Below are 20,113 nucleotides of genomic sequence, written 5' to 3' on the forward strand. Positions count from 1 at the left end.
CCGTGATCTCAACTGAGTCCGCCCATCGGGAGACGGGCCGAGACCAGGAAGCCCGTGTCCGGTCCGGCACCCGCGCTGAATCGTCCACCATAGATCGCCACCCGTTCGCGCATCCCAGACAGGCCGTGCCCGTCCGGAGCGGCGGTCCCGAGGCAGCCGTCGTCGCAGATCTCGACGGCCAACTCGTCCGCCCTGTAGTCCACCCGGACTACGGCTGTCGTCGCATCCGCGTGCTTGACCACGTTGGTGAGGGCTTCCTGGATGATCCGGTAGACGGACACCTCCATGCCCGCAGTGAGGGGCCGGGCGGTGCCGGTGATCCGCAGGTCCACCTGGACGCCGGCGTCCTCGGTCCGGCCGATCACGGTGTCGAGGTCCGCGAGCCGGGGTGTGGGGACCAGACCGTCGGTGCCGTCGTTGCCGGACCCCGCGCGCAGCACGGCGAGCAGGTTCCGCAGCTCTCGGATCGAGGACTGGCTCGTGGCCTGGATCGCGTCGAGGGCCGAGCGTGCCTTCGCCGGGTCTCGATCGAGCACGTAGAGCCCGTACCCGGATTGGATGGAGACCACACTCATGCTGTGGGCGATGACGTCGTGCAGTTCGCGGGCGATCTCGAGCCGCTGTTCTACGAACTCGGCGTGCACGAGCCGGCGCTCGTGTCGGGCGAGGTCCGTGCGGTATGCGCGATGCCGTGCGACCGCGTACCCGATCGCCCACGCGCTCGTCGTGGCGATGGCGGCCAGGTACCCGAACTGTCGCAGGTCGGCATGGCCGAAGAGCGCCAGGGCGCCGGCCGCGACGGCGACCCCGAGCGCCCTCAGGCCGATCCAGGTGCCGCGGGTCGACGCCAGGAGGTACACCACCATGGTCGCGGCGACGATTGTGGTGGTGCATACGACGACGGCGATCCAGTACCGACCGTCCACGGCGACGAAGACGACCCACGTTGCCAGAAGGGCCAGGGACGCACCGAGCGGGGCGCGGCGGCGCAGTGCGATCACCATGCCTGAGGCGATGATGGTTCCGACGGCCAGCGCAAGGGCGGCCGGGCCCGGATGTGGGAGTCCGCGGCCGAGTGGGTCTGGATCGCGGGATTCCCCTTGCAGCTCGACAATGCTCCATAGCGCGACCAGCGCGCCGAATGCGGCATCGAGCACGAGCCAGAATCCGGGCGGAAGCCGCGTGATCAGGGGTGGATGCGGCGTGACCGGCATCTGCCCATCGTAGGAAGTGGTGCCCGCCGAGACATCCCCCTACGGTCCGATGATCGGCACGGCACAGACCGGTCGTCGCCCGCCGCAATCAGGGTTTTCCCCTAGGGAAAGCTCCCCAGTGTGCTTGCGGCCGAATCTGCCCGCAGGGCGATCTGAACACTGTGCATGCGCTCCTAATGTCACGGTATGACTACCCAGATAGGGGCCCCTGCGGTCTCTCGCATCGAAGCACTCGACGTGCTGCGCGGTTTCGCGCTCGGCGGCATCCTCATGGTCAACATCACCGTGATGTCGACCCCGGGCGGATTCGCCGACGGTCCAGCGCAGTCGCTGATCGCGGCGATATTCCACAACAAGTTCTACGTGATCTTCTCCTTCCTGTTCGGCTACTCCCTCACGATGCAGATCCGTTCGGCAAAGCGCGCCGGGGCGAGCCCGCGAGCCAGGACAGTGCGGCGTTGCCTGGCGCTGATGGCGGTCGGGCTGGTGCACTACGTGTTCTTCTTCAGCGGAGACATCCTGTTTTGCTACGGGGTCATGGGCCTGATCCTGTTGGCGCTCAGTTCCCTTCGCCCCCGAACCGCGCTGATCGCGGCGGCGGTGCCCTTCTCAATCTCCGTTATCGGGATGACCGTGCTGGGCATGATCAAATCCGCGGCGGCCACCGGCTCCGCGGAGGATGCGGAGACCGCGAGGGAGTTGGCGGCGATGCAGTCGGGATGGTTGGACGCCGCGCACTACCGATGGGAGAACTTCACCGATAACATCGCCGCGTTCCTGCTCATCAGTCTGCTCAGTGTGCTGCCACTGTTCCTGGTCGGCCTGGCTGCCGGCAAGGTGCGGCTGCTCGAACGCCCGGAGCGCTACCGGCCGTTGCTCCGCCCCGTCCAGTGGATCGGCTTCGGAGTCGCGGCTCCGATCTCCGTGCTCTCTGCGGTGACCGAGATGCCGATCCTGACCGGCCCGAACGCACTCGCAAGCCCGGTCCTGGCCGCGGCGTACGGGGCCACCGTGCTGCGGGTCATGGACCGGCACCCATCGGTCGCCCGGGTGCTGGCGCCGGCCGGAAAGCTCGCGGCGACCAATTACATCGGCCAGTCGGTGGTCACCGCCATCATCTTCACCGGATACGGTTTCGCGCTCGTCGGGCGCCTGTCCGACTGGGCGGTGCTCGGCATCGCCGCGTCGGTCTATGCGATCCAGCTGGTTGTCAGCGCGTGGTGGGTCCGGCGCCACCGCTACGGCCCGGTCGAGTGGGTCCTTCGTATGGCGACCTACGGCCGATCGCGCTCGAGATGACCACCAGGTGCGCGGCCCGTCGCGTCCGGTCCGGCCTGAACAGCGTAGGCGCTCTCGAAGACCGGGTATCGGCGGTGGACCGCGCGCCACTCCGATTATCCGCCGCGATGCCAGTAGGGGTTATCCCTGAGGAACTCGGAGCAAATGTCCTCCCGTGCGCAGATGTGTGGTGCCTTGCGGTGCGCGATCGTGGGAAGCATGAACAGACGAGCAATGATGATCTCTGGCGCAGCGCTGATTACAGTCGCCATAGCGACCGCCACCACGGCCTGTACGGACACGGAAGCTCGCATCGCGACAACATCGGGGGCGCTCCCAGCGTCCAGTCTCGGAGCCGCCGATTTTTCGCCGGCAGCGCCGACCGGACCGAATCGGATCGGCACACAGTCCCTGCACCTGATCGACGAGTCACGCCCAGATCCCTGGGTGGCCAACGAAAAGCGGGAACTGATGGTCAGCCTGTGGTATCCCACGCGGGCAGGTGAGGGCGAGTACCCGAGCGCCCCGTGGTTGCCGAAGGCCGCTGCTGACAGCTATATGGAACACGCCGGTGTGGAGCCGGGCAAGGTTGCCTTCGGCAATACTCGGGGCCTCGTGGGAGCGCCTGTCGACCGGAGCCTGGGGGACTTGCCGGTGGTGCTGTATTCCCCTGGAGCCAACGCATCACGAGCCTATGGCACCGGCGTCGTACAGGAGCTGGCCAGCCGCGGGTACCTGGTGGTCGCCATCGATCACACCTACGACGCAATGGTCGTGGAATTCCCAGGCAATCGGGTCGTGACGAATCCGGAGGGCGAGATCACGGACTTCGGCAAAGCGGTCAGCGTTCGTACGGACGACGCACGATTCGTACTCGATCAGCTCGAGTCGCTGGAGGCCGGTCACAACCCCGACGTCGACAGCGCGCCACTTCCCGCAGGCCTCGCAGGTGCACTGGACCTCACGCGGGTCGGCATGATGGGTCATTCTCTCGGTGCCGCGGCCACAGCATCGGCAATGTACGCCGACGGACGCATCAAGGCAGGCATGGGTCTGGACGGCGGAGGTGTCGGACCGGTCGTCGAGGCCGGCCTGGATCGACCATTCCTCGTGGTGGACACCGAGGGCAAGGGCGGCAGGGCCACCAACCCTCTCCTACAGAAGTTCTGGTCAAATCTGCGCGGATGGCGACTCAACCTGACACTGAAGGGTGCGGCGCACAACTCTTTCGGCGATGACGCTCAGCTCATACCGATCGCTCTTCCGTTCGCAGGCGTTTCGTCGGAGGACATACAAGAAATGGTCGGCACCATCCCGACCGATCGTGCGCTTGCGTTCCAGCAAGCCTATCCACTCGCCTTCTTCGACCAGCAATTGCGCGGCATCGGTCACCTGCTGGACGGCCCTTCGCCCGACTTCCCCGAGGTGGCGTACACCCGGTGAGGCCACTCGTATTACGCCTGGAGGCGTCGATGCCTGGTCGCGAGAAGCAGGCTTCGGCGACGGAGGAAGCTGCAGGTCGGATGAAATCTCCATTGCCCGCCGGATGAAATCGATTGCACTACTGCCGTTTTGGGTGCAAGCATCGTCAGGATTGTATAACGCGACGGCAGGGCGGGACTGGTCCGGTCGAGCGGGGGAGATGCCGGCGCCGCGTGAGCCCCTGTGCGACCGCGCATACAACTGCGCCGCCCGCTGACGTTCTCCCTGCCGTTGCGGCAGGGAGACATCCTGATCGTCGACCTTCATCCCCGCCGGTGCGCCGTGCATCCCGGCCCGATTCGGGGCACCGTCTGGATCGACGGCACCCTGTTCTCCGCCTGTTCCGCCCGGTTTGGTCGAGGACGTGCCGATCGCCCGCGACACCAGCCGCGTCGAGGGTCTCCTGCAACGGCACCGAGCGAGCGAGATGGAGCGGCATGGATGGATGGAGGAAGGTGGGTGGATGTGGATGGAAGGCGAGCGCGTGGGTGGAGGGGTGTTCACCAATGGCGATTCGGTCTGGGCTGCATGGGGATTGGATAGGTTGACCAGTTGGCAATCACACTTAAGGGCGGCTATAGATCACACGAATCTGGATGAGTTCCAGGTTGCTTCGCGGTTGGCCTTCGGGTCGAAGAAACCGTTTCGATTGGTTTGCTTCTTCAGCTGTGGTGCTTGACGAGAAACTCGACAACTCGGGAACGACATGCTGAGCATGCGTCATCACCCAACCATGCCCAGCCTCGGGGACCGCGCCGCTGATTGACGATGCCGCCCGCCCCGGTGCGGGGAAGCGGGCGACGTCGTGTGGCACGGGTGTGTGCCTTCCGTGGGAGGCACTCGGACTCAGCTGATCTTGCGACGGTAGATGGTGATCGCGAAGGTGTAGGCGACGACGAGGATGCCGACCAGCCAACCGAGGGCGATCCAGATGTCACTGCCGACGGGTTCCTGGGCGAACAGGGCTCGGATAGTGTTCACGATGGAAGTCACGGGCTGGTTCTCGGCGAACCACGCGACCGGGCCGGGCATCGAGTCGGTGGGCACGAACGCCGAGCTGATGAACGGCAGGAAGATCAGCGGGTAGCTGAACGCGCTCGCGCCGTCGATCGTCTTCGCCGAGAGCCCGGCAATCACGGCGATCCAGGTCAGTGCGAGGGTGAACAGGATCAGGATGCCGGCGACCGCGAGCCACGCGGCCACGGATGCTCCGGTGCGGAACCCCATGAGCAGCGCGACGCCGGTGACGATCGCGACCGAGACCAGGTTCGCGGCCATGGAGGTGAGCACATGCGCCCAGAGCACGCTCGACCTCGCGATCGGCATGGACTGGAAGCGTTCGAAGATGCCGCCCTGCATGTCGAGGAACAGCCGGTACGCGGTGTACGCGATGCCGGACGCGATCGTGATGAGCAGGATGCCGGGGAGCATGTAGTTCGCGTACGACTCGTCGGATCCGGTGTTGATCGCGCCGCCGAACACGTACGTGAACAGCAGCATCAGCGCGATCGGGGTCACCGCGGTGGTGACGATCGTGTCAGGGCTGCGGACGATGTGTTGCAGCGAGCGGCCGGTGAGGACGCCGGTGTCGCCGAGGACGTGGGTGGTCATCGGGATTCCTTTCCTGCCGGGACAGTGCCGTCGGTACGGTCGCCGGCGGTTTCGGTCTCGCCGGTGTCACCGACGAGGGAGAGGAAGACGTCCTCGAGGGAGGGCTGCTTCTCGATGTACTCGACCTTGGCGGGCGGGAGGAGTTTCTTGAGTTCGGTGAGGGTGCCGTTCTGGATGATCGTGCCCTTGTGCAGGATCGCGATGCGGTCGGCGAGCTGCTCGGCCTCGTCGAGGTGCTGGGTGGTCAGCAGCACGGTCGTGCCGCCCGTGGCGAGTTCCTTGACCGTCTGCCACACCTCGATCCGGGCCTGTGGGTCCAGCCCGGTGGTGGGTTCGTCGAGGAAGATGATCGGCGGGTTCCCGATCAGGCTCATCGCGATGTCGAGCCGACGTCGCATGCCACCCGAGTATGTCGCCGCCTTGCGGCTGCCTGCATCGGTGAGTGAGAAGCGGGCGAGCATGTCGTCGGCGATCGCACTCGGGTTCTTCAGGTGACGCAGCTTGGCGACCAGTACGAGGTTCTCACGGCCGGTGAGCACTTCATCGATCGCGGCGAACTGGCCGGTCAGGCTGATCGACTCGCGCACGTTGCCGGGATTCGCGGCGACGTCGAAGCCGTGCACCGTGGCGGCGCCCGCGTCGGCCTTCAGTAGCGTCGACAGGATCCGCACCAGCGTGGTCTTGCCAGCACCGTTCGAGCCGAGCAGCGCGAGGATGCTCCCCGCCGTCACGTCGAAGTCGACACCCCGCAGCACGTGTAGGTCATTGAACGATTTCACGATGCCCTGCACCCGGATCGCGGGTTCGAGGGCCTGATCGGTGGTCATATCCGGTTCTCCGTTCTTGGCGGGTTCATTCCTCGTCGGCGGCCTGATCGATGGCGTCCGTCAGGCGCTTGCGCTCCTTGTTGATCCATTGGCCGTCCGAGTAGTTCTGGATGAAGGTGTCCGCAAACTCCACCGGGTCGTCCCCGACGATGTCGCGGATCGGGGTGCCGTCTGCAGCGGCGCGCTCGATCAGGTCGGCGAGGTCCTCGTGCATCTGCATGAGGACATCGCCCTTGACGATCGACCCGGCGTACATGAAATAGCGCTCAAGCCCGTCGATCCCGGTTCGGTAGCTCGTAGGGAGCTGTTCCTTGCGGGCCTTGTACTCGCGCCAACGCTTCTTGTCCTCGAACGAGCCCGTGATCTGCTCGATCCATCCTGCGGCCATGACTACTCTCCTTCGTTCTGCGGGTGTTCGACGTGTTGGTGGAGCTGTTCGATCCGTTCCGCGAGGAAGCTCCACGTCCTCCAGAACTCTTCGAGGTACTCGCCGCCCAGCAAGTTGAGCGAGTACACCTTGCGCGGCGGCCCCTTCTCGGACGGGACCTTCTCCACATCGACGAACCCGCGCTGCTCGATCCTGACCAGCAGGGCGTAGATGGTGCCCTCGGCGATCTCGGAGAAACCCTGCTCGCGAAGCCGCGCCGTGATCTCGTAGCCGTACGCCGGCCGCACGGCCAGAATCGCGAGGACGATGCCCTCGAGCGTGCCTTTGAGCATCTCGGTCATCTGCCTGCCCATGGAACCCCCCTCCTCTCCACTACTCAGTGTTGCTGACTACCACTAGATAGTAGCGCTGAGTAGTGATCGCGCAAGGGGTAGATGCTGCGGAGTACTTCGGCCTGCCGGGCGAGCGGATAGTGATCATGGGTTCCCGAATCGACGTGTAGGCGCCTCTGGGCGGGAGCAGGAGAACCAGTCGCCAGGCGACCAGACTTGATTGTCTGCGTTCCGGCAGGCGAGCATCTGGAGGGCGTTCTTGGACAGCGATCCCGCTCTGGCGATGTACAGCCCGAAACCTGTCGGGGTTGCCCGCGGGAGTGAACGCTTCGAAGCCGAGTGGCGCAACGATCCACACACAGCCGTGCACGGGCCGTAACCACAAGGTGCGCCATGGGTTAGCCGATTAGGCGGGTTCCTGCGCGACCACTACTTGAGGACCGGGGCGTGAAGGTCGCGTCAACGATGTGCGCGGCAATGTAAGCAGTTCGTCAATGGGGCGGCGCGTCGACTGCTATCAGCGGTACATATGGGGAGAGGGAGTCTGCACCCGAGACGCCCGGATGTCCTAGGAGGCACTCGATGACCCTGCATCTGCACCGACGCCACCATTGGCTGGCCCGGCCGCAGCCGAAGCGGAACGCCCTGGTTCACGTGCCCCAGCAGGCCGATGCGGCGACCCGGCGCGCGATCACGCGCGAGCTGACTGAGGTGATCGAGCAGCCAAACCTCTCCTTGGTCGGGCTCTGCTACACCGTCAGCGGTGAAGTAGCCGCGCCGCGGAGCATCGGCGCGACAGTCGACTTGATGGTCTCGCTGATGGAGCAGGTCCACCGTGACCACGGCCAAATCCTCACCGAGTTGGTCATCGAGGTTGCTGAACGGCCGGCGGGACACGAGCTCGAGTTGGTCACCGCGGTGGACGACGCGTTGGATGTGGCGTGTGCGACCTACCGGTTCCCGCGCCCCAGCGTCACATTCATGACCAGGCCCACTGCTTTCGCTACGACTTCGACGGACTGACCTTGCGGCGACCGGCGCCGTACTCGCCTCCGGCGCCCGCTGGTATTGGCTGGGCCTGAAACTCGGTGCGACCGCTGCCGTGGCATTCGTGCACTGGCTGATCGCGCAGAGCTCTACGTCATCGGCGCCCTCTGTCTGTACTGCATGGTCGTGTGGGCCGCGACCATCCAGGTCTTCTGATACGTCACCCTCCGGAAACTGCACAACGGCACCTTCGCCCGGCCCGTCCGTACGAAAGCCATGACCGCGGCCGGGAGCCACCTGATCTCGGTGACATTCTGGTTCCTCGCCGTCGCAGTGCTGGTTGTCCACCGCTTCTACTTGTACTGCCTCAGCCTCCTGTAGCCGACTCGGCCGATCCGTCGCCGTCGCTGTTACACCCGAATTGCCCTGTGCCACTGCCAGTCCCGTAGGGGTCTATCGGCATCACGGCACGGCCCGACACCACCCAAGACTGGATTCGCGGGGTGAACACCCGATCCTCGTCCGCGAGGAGTACTCCACCCGGGCTTGTCGAGTCGATTCCGATCGCCCGTGACATGAGTGCCGGCTGTGAGCGGGCAGAAGTCCAGCGCCGACTGCGAAAGCCATGGGCCTTTCGCCCGCACTGACCCAGGAAGCCGAACGGCACCCGGCGTTACCGGGGGACAGCGCTTGCCCCTGCGTAGATTAGAAGTCTGCGGGCTCCTAGATCGATGCGTCGCCGATATGAAGTCCCAACGGCGCACTGCGACCTTCTCGGCCCCGGTGTGGAGTGCGGATGTGCCAAAACGGTCACGCTGAGAGATGAGGACTTCCCGAAAATCCGGATGCCCTTCCAACACATGGATGGATGAATGGATGTGGACAGTGGATGGTTGGATGGAGGGGTGTTCACCTATGGCGGTTCGTTCTGGGCTGCATGCGGATTGGATAGGTTGACCGGTCGGTGATAACACTTAACGGGCGCCTCTAATCACACAAATCTGGATGGATTCCAGATTGATGGCCTTTAGGTGCCGCGGTTAACGCCGCGAAAAGCGAATCGTGCGCCCCACACCCTCTTCACCGACCCCAGACTCTGCGCAGCCATCATCGACCGGTTCACCCACCGCAACACCATCATCGAGACCGGCACCCACGCCTATCGACTCACCCACGCCGAAGCAGCGACCACCGGCTAACCCGTCGGGGTCGGGACGGTCAGACCCCACCTTGCGCCATTTCCAGTTGACAGAGCCAGTCGGGTCGAAGAAGAGTGATCTGCTGACCGAGCGCACAGGACGGCACCTAAGGGGGCTCATCGGATGAGCGGAACCGTGATCATTCTGACCGGCCCGCCGGGAGCGGGGAAGAGCACTGTCGCGGCCGCGCTCGCCCGGAGCTTCGAGCGGGGCGTGCACCTGCATACCGATGACTTCTGGCATTACATTGTCGCCGGGGCGATCCCGCCGTACGAGCCAGCATCCGCTACACAGAACCAGACCGTCATGGACGTCATCGCCGGAGCTGCTTTCACGTACGCGGCAGGCGGATTCACAACGGTACTCGACGGTATCGTCGGGCCGTGGATGCTCGATCACTTCCGCAGCCACACAACGGATATCGCCCTCCACTATGTCGTACTCCGGCCCGACCGCAGCACCACTCTCTCGCGCGCTCAGGCTCGCACGGCGCCCGATGCGCTCGTCGACGAGCACCCGATTGTCACGATGTGGGCGCAGTTCGCGTCCCTGGGTGAGTACGAGCCGTACGTACTCGACACGTCGAGCGACGATGCGCGCCGCACAATCGAACGCGTCACCGATGCCCTTGCTTCCAGTAGGTTTCGCCTTCGCCTCTAGCTCGGGCAACGTCGGACGGTAAACACGCCAAGGAAGAAATTGGTGCGGCAGCCGCGACATCACAACCGGGCAGCCCAGCCTCGACGTCGCGGGCGTGGACGCGCCGCGCCGGGCGGCGCGTGCGGGGTCGACGGGGCTTGGACGCCCGCCGTGGAGCGAGCGGGCTGGCCGACGACTGCGTACGAGCCAGCCAAAGCCGTACGGCCGGTCCTGGAAGAGCGTGGACTGGAAACGCGGCGATGTTCATCAATGGTGGGTTGTTCTGGGCGGCATGCGGATTGGATAGGTTGACCAGTCGGTAATCACACTTAAGGACGGCTCTTGATCACACAAATCTGGATGGATTCCAGATGGATGGCATGCAGGTGCCGCAGTCGGGTGTCGATTGGAGCAGTCCTGCGGCGGTGGCTGTGGTCGGACCGGGGCAGCGTAGACCTGCCTCACCCCGTCGTCAGCCCAGCGACCGAAGGTAGATGAGCGTCGCCTGCACGCGTCTGTCACCATCCTGCAGCGGCAACTTCGAGAAGATGGACCCGACGTGCTTGCGCACGGCGGCTTCGGACACCGTCAACCGCTGTGCGATCAGGGAGTTGGTGTGCCCCTCGGCGACCAGTGCGAGGACCTCCCGCTCGCGGTCCGTGAGAACCGCCAGCGGCGCGCGGCTGCGGGTGGCCTTGACGAGAGCCCGCACGACGTCGGGATCGATGATGGTCTCACCACGAGCAACCCGATCCACGGCGTCGAGAAACTGACGGACATGTCCGACGCGCTCCTTCAGGAGGTATCCCACGCCGCCCCGTGCGGTGTCGTCGCCGAGCAACTCGTCGAGATAGGCGACCGAGACGTATTGGGACAGTACGACGATCGGGAGGTCCGGATCGCGCTGGCGGAGTGCCGCCGCCGCGCGCAGTCCGTCATCGGTGTTGGTCGGCGGCATCCGGACATCGGTCACCACGAGGTCCGGTCGGTGCGCCTCCCACGCGTGGAGGAGCCCCTGCGCATCCGCCACACCCGCGCACACCACGTGTCCGGCGGACGCCAGCACGCTCTCCACGCCGGCCCGTAGCAGCGGGCTGTCCTCTGCGAGCACGATCCGCAGCGGCCGTTCGGTCGGACTCACACCGGACACTCCATCCGAATTGTCGTGGGACCCCCGACCGGACTTGTCACAGAAAGGTTTCCGTCGAGAGCGCCGAGACGACCACGCAGCCTGTCCAGACCGCCACCGGCAGTGATGTGTGCGCCGCCCGCGCCGTCGTCGGTGACGGTCAACAGCCACATGTCCCCGACGCGGTCACCCTGCACGGTGACATGTCGAGTCTGTGCGTGTCGCACGGCGTTCGTCAGGGCCTCGGACACCAACACGTAGGACATGTGCTCGACCGGCGGCGACAGTCGTTCCCCCGCACCGGTGACACCGTCGAGCGCGATGGTCACGTCGAGCGGGACGTCTGCCACCAGGTCCGTCAGCGCGGGGGCGAGGCCCCGCTCGATCAACGCCCGCGGCGAGTAGCCGCGCAGCACGGCCCGCAACTCCGCGAGCGTCTCGTCCACCTGCCGGTGAGCATCGGCGGCGAGCCGGCCCGTCGGTCCGTCCGAGTCGGCTGCTTCGGCCAGTCCGAGGTTCATCGACAGCGCAACCAGTCGGTGCTGTACCCGGTCGTGTAATTCCGATTCGAGGAGGGTCCGCTCCGAGCCCTCTGCGTCGAGTAGCGCGGAACGGGTCGTCTCGAGGCGGGCCGCTTCGAGACGCCACGGATCGGCGTCGGACCCGAGGAGACGACGGGCCATCGCCGCCTCGAACGCGGCCCAGGCGCCGACCGCCACCAGCAGCAGCACCGTGCCGACTGCCCCGGCCAGCGCCAAACCCCAGGCACCCGAACTGGTTTCGACAGTCCACGCGCCGAGATCGAAGTGGTCGTCGCGGATGACCACGGGCGCGGCTAGAAGCATCCCGACAATGGTGACGCCGAAGATCGCCAGGAGGGTGGCGGCGCCGCCGGAGATCGCCGCACACAGGACGTACGCGACATGCCGCATCGTCGGCAGTCGCTCCTCGTTCGCGGACGCCGTCACCTGCACGTCCGCACGGTCCGCGATCGACCGATCGACCAGCCTCAGTCGCGCGCTGTGCGCGCGAAGCATCGGTTCCCACAACGCCGTCCGCAGTCGACGCGTCATGCCCAACAGCAGGACAGGGAGGATGCCGATCACGGTGACAACCGAGAGGACGCCCGCGGTGGCGAGGCAGGCCAACGACCGCCAGGGCCACACGGTGCGGAGGTACCGGGGGCCAGACCGCAGTGCTGCCGACACGCCACCCCTCACTGCTCGGCCCCGATCGCCGCGCGCCGACGTACCCTCGTCGTCCCGACGATGAGGAGGACGACGGGAACGTAGGCGGCGCACATGAGAAGCGTAACGGCACTCGCGTTGGCGCCGGGATCCACGAAACGCTCGAGACCGACGGCCACGACGAGGTTGCTGCCGCCGTGCAGGATTGCGGGCGGCCACACGGACCCACTACGACTCCACAGCCAACCGATCACGAATTCCAGCAGCACCGACAACGGAAGCCACATCAGCATCGCCACGACCGCGTCGGTGGCGGTACCGCCGGCGCCGAAGTACCCCACCCAGGGCAGAGGCCAGTGCCACACACCCCAGATCAGGCCGGTCGCGACCGTCGTTGCGAACGGCCTGCCCGGAACGAGACGATCCCGCAGGTAAGCGGTCCAGCCGAACTCCTCTCCCCAGAACACGGGCGCAGCCACAATTGGGACCACCACCGCGATCGCCACGAAGGTCAGGTCGTCCCGCCCGAAGTTCCACGCCGCGACGTCCCACACGCCCGCCACCGCGGCCGCTGCCAACGCGGTCGCGAGAACCGCTACCGGAAGCAGCGCGGCGATCAGGTACGACGACCACGCCCCACGCAGTCGGGGCCTCAGCCCCGCATCGGAGAACCCTTCGCGGGTGATCCACCGGCGCGTGACGATCGCGGCGACGGCGGGCACGAACGCGGCGGTGAGAAGTTGGACGACTGGGTCGTCGAGCGAGTAGCCGGCGGCCCACACGATTGCCCACGGAACCCAGGAAGCCCCGAACGCGAGAACGAGGAACCAGAGAACTCCACGTGCGCGCACGGACGAATCGAGGACGGTTGCAGATGGCCGAAAGGTCGAAGCAGTGGTCATGCCTCCACTTCACGACATGGTGAACGGAAAGGCTGTAGCCCACGCGACCGTCTCGGGGTGGCGTGCACGCTACCTACGACGCGATGCGTCGCTGCAACCGCGGCAGGCCAGAGGTGGGTGGATGGAGGGGTGTTCACCATGGCAGAGCGTTCTGGGCTGCATGCAGATTGGGCAGGTCTACAGGTCAGTAATCACACTTAAGAATGGCCCCGGATCACACAAATCTGGAGAAGTTCCAGTCTTTTGACCGTTGGGTGGGCTCGAGTCCGGGATAGGCCAGCCTTCCCGGACTGAGATGCAGGACGGGTTACCGGGACGCCTGCGCCGGCGTCTGATCCATCTCGGATTTGCTACGCCAATTCGAGATGGCCGTCCGACTTGGCGATCGCCTTGCAGGACAGCCGACAGCGATAGGGTCCGCCTATCGATGGAGGACGACGAGATCAGCCCCGGCCGAGGATCTCGGCCGGGGCTGATCAGTTTGAAGAGGTTGGCTACCCGATGCCGAAGAAGTGCATCACAGCGGCAACAGTCGGCTGCAGCCAATTTCGGACCTCGAGCGGAAGGCCGGCGTACGGGTCGTAGCCACCCGGTGATGCATTTGCGACCCCGCCCCCGAGAAGACCGAGCACCCCTACTGTCGCAACGAGCGTTGCTGCTCTCATCTTGTTCATATCGGGAGAATCGCCCAAAACATACCGAGCGTTACGCCCAACTTGGGTGGGCGCCCAATCGGCTTCGCGCAAGCCTGAGGGCGTACTGGTAGCCGATCGTCATGCAGGACCCGCGAACCCGTGCGCGGCGGATTGGGAAGAGCCGCGGCGGCAGTCATCCCCTCGGAAACGCCAAGAAGTGACGCGAGAACACCGCCACGTAACGCCGCGAGGCACAGACGAGGAGTCCAGATCGGTCCGCACCATCCACGCGTAGGATTAGCGGGAAGCCACCGATAGTGATGCGCGTCAGACCCGAGTGAAGGAACGACGGCCGCCATGTCTTCTGCTACCCAACAGGCGCCAACCAGCATCCTGACTGTCTCTATCAAAGCGGCGGACCTGCCAGATTTCGCCAGCGAAGGGCCGATCCTCGTCGAGGTGGACACCAGCGAACAATCCGGGCGGACATATCGCCGCAGCTACCTGGTCGAAACAACTGTTGAGCGTCGGCAAGACAATGAACCCCACAATCCGGAAGTCCGCGTCACCTTCGCCGAACCGGGCATCGACGCCATCACCTTCGCGCCAGCAGACGATGTTGTCGTGCACCGCCCATTCCTCGCCAAGCATCGGTAACCGGCAGACCCGTCGGGGCTGAATCTCGTGTCCACACAGAGGCTGCTCGGCAGCAGTCACGTTTTTAGCCATGAACCGTCGCCGAAACCTCTGTAGTGCAGAATATTTCAGGGATGAATTGCCCCGTGAAGGTTCTCGATGCTGCGCGCGTGGGTGGCGAGTTCTGCGCGCGCGGATTTCATCGCGGTGGCATGGCTGAGCGGGATCACCCGCCCTTGCACAGCCCCACCACCGTCCGGCCACCGTCGATTTGTTCCGGGCACCCGTTCCCTGTCGTCTTTCACGCGCTGTCGATCCGCATATACGCGGCGTCTGAACGCTGCGTCTAGGGGTAGTGGCATGGGTTCCATTCTGTCAGTGCGGGGTTCACCAGCGGGAAATCGGGAGGCCGGGCGCGCACAGCTCACTCTCGGATGGCGCGCGCGCCGCCACGAGACCCGCTTCAAGCGCTCTGAACTGCAGGTTCGAGTGAGTGACCGCGCTCACGAAGATTCTGTAGTGGCGACTGTAGACAATCGAATGTCGCCGTTGTAATCTTCCAGCCGTAGATGAGAGACGGATCCAAGGGGCGTGGCAGAGGACGAACTGCCCGCATGAAGGAAGACCGGTAAGTAGGGCGGGACGCGTCGAGAAGATGTGTTGAGTGTGTTTCGGAAGACTCGACGCGTCCCGCCGCTCTACCGGGCAGTCAGATGAGCCTGGTAGAGCGGAACAGGAAGTTGCAGGAAATGCGACGCACGCAGGCGTCGCACCTGGGCGGTTGCAAGATCGCCGCGCAGGAACATTGAAAAGTCCCGACTAGGAGGTGGTGCACGGTCAGCTGTTACACGATCGCGTCCCGTCCGCCGAGGCGGGGAACCAGTAAGGAAGCCGGCCGAATGGCTGGTCTGTTCAAGTGAATCCCCTCGGGCCCCGGCGCCGCACAGGCGCCGGGGCCCCCGTCCGTGCATACGAAAGGTGCCACGAACATTCCGGCGAAACCGAACGACCGCGGCCCGGGAGACAGAATCGACGACGAGGACTTCCCGGCGTACAGCATGGGACGCGCCGCCGAACTCCTGGGCGTCACACAAGCCTTTCTCCGCAGCCTCGACACCGCGAACTTGGTCACCCCGGTGCGATCCGAAGGCGGCCACCGACGCTACTCCCGATATCAACTACGCGTCGCCGCCCGCGCCCGCGAACTAATAGACCAGGGCACCGCACTCGACGCCGCCTGCCGCATCATCATCCTCGAAGACCAACTCACCGAAGCCCAACGGATCAATACCGAATTCCGCCAGGCACAGCAGCACCCAGACCAGGCCACGAACACTGAAGCCACCACCGACTGACCCGGCTGTATAGCGCCATGGACTCACGACGCGGAGCTCGGGGAGCAGTCCCATTCCCTAGTTATCGAACCGATACCTGTCGGTCGCGCGGAGGAGGCTCTCGCTAGAGGTCCGCCCCCGTCGACTTCACTCGGACGGCAGTGCAGGAACAATGGGCCCGAAAGGAGTTACCGCACATAGCAGCTCACTATGTGCGGTAACCTCTGAGTCGTCCTGGCGCGATTCACCTGACCCGCGGGGACGACTCGGGAAACTATCTGCGGTAGCGGTCGGACTGCCCCCACTCAGGTTGACTCGTGGGGTTGAGCGGTTTGCAGGGCGAGCAGCGACGCCGACCCGGCCGGGTCCAACCTGCCCGCGAGTTGATTCCACAGGCGCTTGTCAGCGACCTCACGGCCCGCGGCGACCAGCCTCTCCAACCCCGTGATGCCGGGCAGCAGGTTTGGCATGCCCGCAGCCACGCCACCGCGCCCTCGAAGATCACCTTCGGCCCGTCGCCGGTCATCCACGCCTGGTCCGCGATCCACGCCGCCAGCTCCGCCTCCACGTCCGCGAACGCGGCCAAGTGGTACTCCTGCGTGATCTCGGCCTGATGCTCGAACCGGGTCATTCGCCGATCTGCGTAGTCCTTCAGACATGCCGGGTCGTCGATGCCCAACTGCTCGGCCGGGTACTCCACCAACTCCGGCGGCACATCCAGCGGGTAGGTCAGGAACATGCCCAAATGACAGACCGTGATCATCTGCACGGCGTAGCCGAGCCGGTTGTAATCGCGGCGACGGGCCGCGATCAGCCGCCGGTCCTCAACGTCCGGGTGGAAGAACCGCTCCATCTCCACACGTGAATACGAACCGACCCGGCCGTAGCCCCCATCCATCACGGCGCCATGAAATCACCTACACCGCAACACCGCTCACCGTTGCGTAGATCCGGCACCATAGCCCGGCCTCAAGCCCAAACCTCCGCTAATACTGCAACGGCGTTTTGATGGTCGGTGCTGGTAGATGTATGAGGCCATGACGTTGGTGACGCCACGGTTGGGCATGGCGGCCGGTGGCTGGCCGCCGATGGCGTGCCGCAGCGAGGCAGTGATCCACGCGGCAGGTTGACAGCAACCGCGTGGTCACGGTGGAGGGTGCCCTGGGTCGCACTGCTTCGCGATCCAGAAGCAGATCACCTCCACGACATGGCTGCGTTCGGTGTCGCTGAGCGCACGGCCGGCTGGGATTGCGTGCCAATGCTGCAGGCAGATGCGGCAGCAGGTCGCGGTCGCGTGTTGAGCGACGAAGACGGGATGGCCGCAGTAGGGCGTTTGCCGGCCGTCGTTGTGTGGTTGGGCGGGGGCAAGCCGGTCACGGATCAGTTCGTCTGTGTGCCCGCGCACACAGTCGCAAATCCGCGGTGTTCGACCATTGCGCGGTCCCGGCCGCGCAGCTGGAACTTCGCGCGGAAGGGGTGCTGTCCGATCCGTTCCAGCTTGGCGTTCAACTCTTCGATCAACACGGGCGACTCCGTCGTGTTTCAGTTGTGCTGGGCGGTGATGTTGAACATCCAGCTGATCCCGAACTGGTCCACGAGCGAGCCCGCCTCGTCGCCCCAGACCTGCATTTCCAGCGGCAGGGTGACGGTGCCGCCGACGGACAGCTTCTGGAAGTAGTCGCGGAGTTCGCCGTCGTCGCCGCCGAGGAAGACCGCGACGTTGTTCCCTGGACGATAGGGCGGATGGCCTGGCCGGTCGTCGGGGAAATCCCATGCCATCAGCGTGTAGCCGGCCGAAGTGTCTAGACGAGAGTGCATGATCTTGTCGGCGTTGGGTGCGTCCGGTAAGCCGAAGTCCGCGACGGTTCCTATCTCCAGCTCGCCGCCGAAAACCTGCCGATAGAACTCCATTGCCTGCCGCGCGTTGCCGTTGAACGTGATGCACGGATTGACCTGAGACCCCACTTGGACGCTCCTTCGTGAAGTGACCATCGGGCTGTCCGATGGGCGCAGAATCAAGGTCTCAACGAATCACGACACCTCCTGTCGTGATTACTGGTAAGTCTTTTGTTTATGCGCGCCGACCGGCTGGTCTCCCTGGTGCTACTACTGCACCAGCGTGGACAGTGGACGCCTCATTCCGAACTCGCGCCACTCGCAGTCGATTATTGCGAACCCTGATCTCGGAGCCTGCCTGTCCTGGCCTTCTGGGCCTCCAGCGCCGGAGACGCATGGCCGCCCCAGCATCCGTTTTTCCGTACCCCTGGGTTCTTCTGTTGCGGGTGCTACCGGACGAGAATGGATATGTCAGGATTTCCCGGCGATGTCGGGAACAAATCCACTGAATTGGAAGAGATCATGCTCGGCCTATTTCTAGGTCTGGGCAGCACCGCCCTCGCGCTGGGTCTGGGTGTGGGCTTGGCCCTCACCATCGGACTCGCCCTCACCATCGGACTCGCCCTCGGCAGCGCGGCCCTCGGGCTCGGCTTGCTGATCAGCGACGCAGCCATCAAGTACAACATCGACGAACTCGAAGACTGACCGACATATCGTCGGGTTCCTCGTCGTCATGGGGTGATGTGCCAACCAAGGGTTCAATTTCAATACTGCGCGGCAAGGGGAGCTGAATGCCCTTGTGCGCGTTTCACGCCGAGAGCGGCCGACGACAGCTGCCAAGACGCATGCAGGCACAAAACTGTCCTGCCCAACGATCGTCAAACCGGACACCGGTGGACGGTAGAGAAGTTTGGCGTAGGGCCGCGGACTAGACGTGCTCGCACCATCGTCGGCGAGGATTTCCCGCATTCGGTGCTACGAGCCGCTCGCGCAATTCCCGTAGCTCGGTGCTGGTTTCCTGAGGTTCTCTGGTGGCGCGACGCGCTGCTCAACTGTGTTCGCTCCGCGGGTTTCGTGTGTCTGGTCACCCAGGTAGCGTTTCGCCGCCGATCGGGGCGAGCACCTCACCGGAGTAGTACGAGGACAAAAGGCAGGAGGCGAAGAAGACATAAGAGGGGGCGATCTCGTCCGGCTGCGCGGCTCGACCGAAGGGTGCCTGGCTACCGAACCCGGCGACCTTGTCGGCGCTCATCGTAGCCGGGATGAGCGGGGTCCAGACCGGTCCGGGTGCCACGCAGTTGACCCGGATACCGCGATCGAGGAGTGCCTGGGCCAGCGCGTAGGTGAGTGCGATGACCGCACCCTTCGTCGCGGAGTAGTCGATCAGGGTCCGGTTCCCGCGTAGGCCGTTGATCGAGCTGGTGTTGATGATCGATCCTCCATCTGGCAGATGGTTCAGTGCGGCTTTGGTGACATGGAAGTAGCTGTCGATGTTCACGGCGAAGGTGCGTCGCCACTGTTCGTCGGACAGTTCGGCGAGGTCCTCGACCGGGTTCTGGTAGGCGACATTGTTGACCAGGATGTCCAGCGCGCCCAGTTCGTCAACGGTGTGTTCGACCACGGCGCGGCAGTGTGCCGGTTCCGCTAGATCGCCTCTGAATCTGGCGCAGGTGCGTCCCTCGGCGGCCACCAGGGCGGTGGTGTGTTCCGCATCCCGCTCCTCCTCGAGGTAGGCGATGGCGACATCGGCACCTTCCTTGGCGAACGCGACCGCCACCGCGCGGCCGATGCCGGAATCGCCGCCGGTGATCAGTGCCTTCTTGCCCTCGAGCAAGCCACGACCCCGGTATCGGCGCATCTCGTCGTGCGGTTCCTCGGCCATCTCCTCCGTCTCGCCCGGATAGTCGATGGTGTGGGGGGTGTGCTCGGTGCTCATCGTCGTGGCCTCCGCGGCAGAACTTGGTTTCATCGACACCGGGCTACCCGACTGCACGAAGGCGAAACGCGAACCCTTCTGCCCGCCGTATGCGTATGCGTATGCGACCGGGGTATCCAACGGTAGGAACGCGAAGGGAGTCACGGTGAACGAGGACAGGGATGACATTCGAGATGACGCCAGGACCGCTCGACCGCACGCCGGCGAAGCGGTGATCGACACGCGCAGCTGGGTCGGCTACGCGGTGGTCGCGGCAGGCGTGGTGCTGATGGCGCTGTGCCTGGTGGCGGCCGGATACGGGTTCGAGGGTTGGGCATGGATCAGCGGTGTCACTGGCCTGAGCTTGTTTGTTGCCGGCGTCGCCCTGGTAGTCCTCGAACATCGGCGGATCAGGTCAGCGCCTCATGATCCGCTCACCCGAGGCTGAGTCGACCAGGTCCTTCGGAAGCTGCGTGACAACAGCGGGACAACCACATAGCCGCGCGCCGATCGCGATCGATCGACTGAGCCGTCGACAGCGACAGCGACCGGAGTGGGGGAACTTGAGCTAAGTCGTCGCCC

General features: G+C 64.9%; 21 protein-coding genes. 9 read left to right on the top strand and 12 right to left on the bottom strand.

The genetic code is table 11. The annotated features are described in order from the left end of the window. Positions 1 to 8: 8 nt before the first annotated feature. Complete coding sequence (locus tag JOE46_RS21115; RefSeq protein WP_097211621.1) at positions 9 to 1,214, bottom strand: sensor histidine kinase; 1,206 nt, start codon at positions 1,212 to 1,214, stop codon at positions 9 to 11. Positions 1,215 to 1,400: 186 nt separating this feature from the next. Between JOE46_RS21115 and JOE46_RS21120 the strand changes: the two genes are divergently transcribed. Together JOE46_RS21120 and JOE46_RS21125 are read left to right on the top strand one after the other, a co-directional pair. Beyond that, complete coding sequence (locus JOE46_RS21120) at positions 1,401 to 2,513, top strand: DUF418 domain-containing protein (RefSeq protein WP_209928352.1); 1,113 nt, start codon at positions 1,401 to 1,403, stop codon at positions 2,511 to 2,513. Between the two features lie 198 nt (positions 2,514 to 2,711). After that, positions 2,712 to 3,935, top strand: coding sequence for a hypothetical protein (locus JOE46_RS21125; protein WP_209928353.1), 1,224 nt, complete (start codon positions 2,712 to 2,714; stop codon positions 3,933 to 3,935). Between the two features lie 885 nt (positions 3,936 to 4,820). On the opposite strand, the gene JOE46_RS21130 is transcribed toward JOE46_RS21125, so the two are convergent. The 4 genes from JOE46_RS21130 to JOE46_RS21145 are packed head-to-tail and all read right to left on the bottom strand — an operon-like array spanning position 4,821 to position 7,153. Further along, the gene (locus tag JOE46_RS21130; RefSeq protein ID WP_097211617.1) at positions 4,821 to 5,585 is read right to left on the bottom strand and encodes an ABC transporter permease; all 765 of its coding nucleotides are present in this window, start codon (positions 5,583 to 5,585) and stop codon (positions 4,821 to 4,823) included. Then, positions 5,582 to 6,412 carry an ABC transporter ATP-binding protein gene (locus JOE46_RS21135; RefSeq protein ID WP_209928354.1) on the bottom strand — a complete coding sequence of 277 codons (831 nt, stop codon included), beginning with the start codon at positions 6,410 to 6,412 and terminating at the stop codon, positions 5,582 to 5,584. The genes JOE46_RS21130 and JOE46_RS21135 overlap by 4 nt, the downstream gene beginning before the upstream one ends. A 25-nt stretch (positions 6,413 to 6,437) precedes the next feature. Further along, positions 6,438 to 6,800 (bottom strand): DUF1048 domain-containing protein, encoded by a 363-nt coding sequence (locus JOE46_RS21140; RefSeq protein WP_097211615.1) that lies wholly within the window; start codon positions 6,798 to 6,800, stop codon positions 6,438 to 6,440. Between the two features lie 2 nt (positions 6,801 to 6,802). Then, positions 6,803 to 7,153 (bottom strand): PadR family transcriptional regulator, encoded by a 351-nt coding sequence (locus JOE46_RS21145; RefSeq protein WP_097211614.1) that lies wholly within the window; start codon positions 7,151 to 7,153, stop codon positions 6,803 to 6,805. Between the two features lie 561 nt (positions 7,154 to 7,714). Between JOE46_RS21145 and JOE46_RS21150 the strand changes: the two genes are divergently transcribed. From JOE46_RS21150 to JOE46_RS21160, 3 genes are all read left to right on the top strand, one after another. After that, a complete protein-coding gene (locus tag JOE46_RS21150; RefSeq protein WP_209928356.1) occupies positions 7,715 to 8,155 on the top strand; it encodes a decarboxylase in 441 nt (146 codons plus the stop codon). A 995-nt stretch (positions 8,156 to 9,150) separates the two neighbouring features. Further along, positions 9,151 to 9,318 carry an ATP-binding protein gene (locus tag JOE46_RS21155; protein ID WP_307861318.1) on the top strand — a complete coding sequence of 56 codons (168 nt, stop codon included), beginning with the start codon at positions 9,151 to 9,153 and terminating at the stop codon, positions 9,316 to 9,318. Positions 9,319 to 9,441: 123 nt separating this feature from the next. After that, positions 9,442 to 9,978: an AAA family ATPase gene (locus JOE46_RS21160; protein WP_209928357.1), complete on the top strand. Its 537-nt coding sequence runs from the start codon at positions 9,442 to 9,444 to the stop codon at positions 9,976 to 9,978. Between the two features lie 451 nt (positions 9,979 to 10,429). Here JOE46_RS21160 and JOE46_RS21165 read toward each other — a convergent pair whose 3' ends face one another. Genes JOE46_RS21165 through JOE46_RS21175 form a run of 3 tightly spaced genes read right to left on the bottom strand, consistent with a single transcriptional unit; the run spans position 10,430 to position 13,175 of the window. Further along, positions 10,430 to 11,098 (bottom strand): response regulator transcription factor, encoded by a 669-nt coding sequence (locus tag JOE46_RS21165; protein ID WP_209928359.1) that lies wholly within the window; start codon positions 11,096 to 11,098, stop codon positions 10,430 to 10,432. Next, positions 11,095 to 12,294: a histidine kinase gene (locus JOE46_RS21170; RefSeq protein WP_307861319.1), complete on the bottom strand. Its 1,200-nt coding sequence runs from the start codon at positions 12,292 to 12,294 to the stop codon at positions 11,095 to 11,097. Before JOE46_RS21170 ends, JOE46_RS21165 begins: the two co-directional genes overlap by 4 nt. An 8-nt stretch (positions 12,295 to 12,302) precedes the next feature. Next, positions 12,303 to 13,175, bottom strand: a complete 873-nt coding sequence (locus tag JOE46_RS21175; protein ID WP_209928362.1) for a CPBP family intramembrane glutamic endopeptidase — start codon at positions 13,173 to 13,175, stop codon at positions 12,303 to 12,305. Positions 13,176 to 14,167: 992 nt separating this feature from the next. Between JOE46_RS21175 and JOE46_RS21180 the strand changes: the two genes are divergently transcribed. Continuing rightward, on the top strand, positions 14,168 to 14,467 hold the full coding sequence (locus tag JOE46_RS21180) for a hypothetical protein (RefSeq protein WP_143548442.1): 300 nt from the start codon (positions 14,168 to 14,170) through the stop codon (positions 14,465 to 14,467). Positions 14,468 to 15,411: 944 nt separating this feature from the next. Beyond that, positions 15,412 to 15,801, top strand: coding sequence for a MerR family transcriptional regulator (locus JOE46_RS21185; RefSeq protein WP_097211609.1), 390 nt, complete (start codon positions 15,412 to 15,414; stop codon positions 15,799 to 15,801). 253 nt (positions 15,802 to 16,054) lie between these two features. Here JOE46_RS21185 and JOE46_RS21190 read toward each other — a convergent pair whose 3' ends face one another. The 3 genes from JOE46_RS21190 to JOE46_RS21200 all read right to left on the bottom strand — a co-directional run bounded on the left by JOE46_RS21190 (position 16,055) and on the right by JOE46_RS21200 (position 17,745). Continuing rightward, positions 16,055 to 16,678: a DUF4158 domain-containing protein gene (locus JOE46_RS21190; protein ID WP_209928364.1), complete on the bottom strand. Its 624-nt coding sequence runs from the start codon at positions 16,676 to 16,678 to the stop codon at positions 16,055 to 16,057. Positions 16,679 to 16,924: 246 nt separating this feature from the next. Continuing rightward, complete coding sequence (locus tag JOE46_RS27010) at positions 16,925 to 17,185, bottom strand: DUF4186 family protein (RefSeq protein WP_307861320.1); 261 nt, start codon at positions 17,183 to 17,185, stop codon at positions 16,925 to 16,927. A 137-nt stretch (positions 17,186 to 17,322) separates the two neighbouring features. Beyond that, on the bottom strand, positions 17,323 to 17,745 hold the full coding sequence (locus JOE46_RS21200) for a VOC family protein (protein WP_097211607.1): 423 nt from the start codon (positions 17,743 to 17,745) through the stop codon (positions 17,323 to 17,325). Between the two features lie 333 nt (positions 17,746 to 18,078). Here JOE46_RS21200 and JOE46_RS21205 point away from each other — a divergent pair, with 333 nt between their 5' ends. After that, on the top strand, positions 18,079 to 18,321 hold the full coding sequence (locus JOE46_RS21205; RefSeq protein ID WP_209928366.1) for a hypothetical protein: 243 nt from the start codon (positions 18,079 to 18,081) through the stop codon (positions 18,319 to 18,321). A gap of 379 nt (positions 18,322 to 18,700) precedes the next feature. Here JOE46_RS21205 and JOE46_RS21210 read toward each other — a convergent pair whose 3' ends face one another. Continuing rightward, positions 18,701 to 19,552: an SDR family oxidoreductase gene (locus JOE46_RS21210; protein ID WP_097211606.1), complete on the bottom strand. Its 852-nt coding sequence runs from the start codon at positions 19,550 to 19,552 to the stop codon at positions 18,701 to 18,703. Between JOE46_RS21210 and JOE46_RS27015 the strand changes: the two genes are divergently transcribed. After that, a complete protein-coding gene (locus tag JOE46_RS27015) occupies positions 19,545 to 19,979 on the top strand; it encodes a hypothetical protein (RefSeq protein ID WP_306455728.1) in 435 nt (144 codons plus the stop codon). The two genes, JOE46_RS21210 and JOE46_RS27015, sit on opposite strands and share 8 nt — an antisense overlap. The last annotated feature ends 134 nt before the right edge of the window (positions 19,980 to 20,113 follow it).

The organism is Rhodococcus sp. PvR099, assembly GCF_017833315.1.
In the GTDB taxonomy this organism is placed as follows: domain Bacteria; phylum Actinomycetota; class Actinomycetes; order Mycobacteriales; family Mycobacteriaceae; genus Rhodococcus_G; species Rhodococcus_G oryzae.

What these genes read in the sequence shown, in the direction of transcription:
- JOE46_RS21115 (WP_097211621.1), bottom strand. Translation starts at nt 1,214, where the DNA reads ATGCCGGTCACGCCGCATCCACCCCTGATCACGCGGCTTCCGCCCGGA.
- JOE46_RS21120 (WP_209928352.1), top strand. Translation starts at nt 1,401, where the DNA reads ATGACTACCCAGATAGGGGCCCCTGCGGTCTCTCGCATCGAAGCACTC.
- JOE46_RS21125 (WP_209928353.1), top strand. Translation starts at nt 2,712, where the DNA reads ATGAACAGACGAGCAATGATGATCTCTGGCGCAGCGCTGATTACAGTC.
- JOE46_RS21130 (WP_097211617.1), bottom strand. Translation starts at nt 5,585, where the DNA reads ATGACCACCCACGTCCTCGGCGACACCGGCGTCCTCACCGGCCGCTCG.
- JOE46_RS21135 (WP_209928354.1), bottom strand. Translation starts at nt 6,412, where the DNA reads ATGACCACCGATCAGGCCCTCGAACCCGCGATCCGGGTGCAGGGCATC.
- JOE46_RS21140 (WP_097211615.1), bottom strand. Translation starts at nt 6,800, where the DNA reads ATGGCCGCAGGATGGATCGAGCAGATCACGGGCTCGTTCGAGGACAAG.
- JOE46_RS21145 (WP_097211614.1), bottom strand. Translation starts at nt 7,153, where the DNA reads ATGGGCAGGCAGATGACCGAGATGCTCAAAGGCACGCTCGAGGGCATC.
- JOE46_RS21150 (WP_209928356.1), top strand. Translation starts at nt 7,715, where the DNA reads ATGACCCTGCATCTGCACCGACGCCACCATTGGCTGGCCCGGCCGCAG.
- JOE46_RS21160 (WP_209928357.1), top strand. Translation starts at nt 9,442, where the DNA reads ATGAGCGGAACCGTGATCATTCTGACCGGCCCGCCGGGAGCGGGGAAG.
- JOE46_RS21175 (WP_209928362.1), bottom strand. Translation starts at nt 13,175, where the DNA reads ATGACCACTGCTTCGACCTTTCGGCCATCTGCAACCGTCCTCGATTCG.
- JOE46_RS21180 (WP_143548442.1), top strand. Translation starts at nt 14,168, where the DNA reads ATGTCTTCTGCTACCCAACAGGCGCCAACCAGCATCCTGACTGTCTCT.
- JOE46_RS21190 (WP_209928364.1), bottom strand. Translation starts at nt 16,678, where the DNA reads ATGGATGGGGGCTACGGCCGGGTCGGTTCGTATTCACGTGTGGAGATG.
- JOE46_RS21205 (WP_209928366.1), top strand. Translation starts at nt 18,079, where the DNA reads ATGGATATGTCAGGATTTCCCGGCGATGTCGGGAACAAATCCACTGAA.
- JOE46_RS21210 (WP_097211606.1), bottom strand. Translation starts at nt 19,552, where the DNA reads ATGAGCACCGAGCACACCCCCCACACCATCGACTATCCGGGCGAGACG.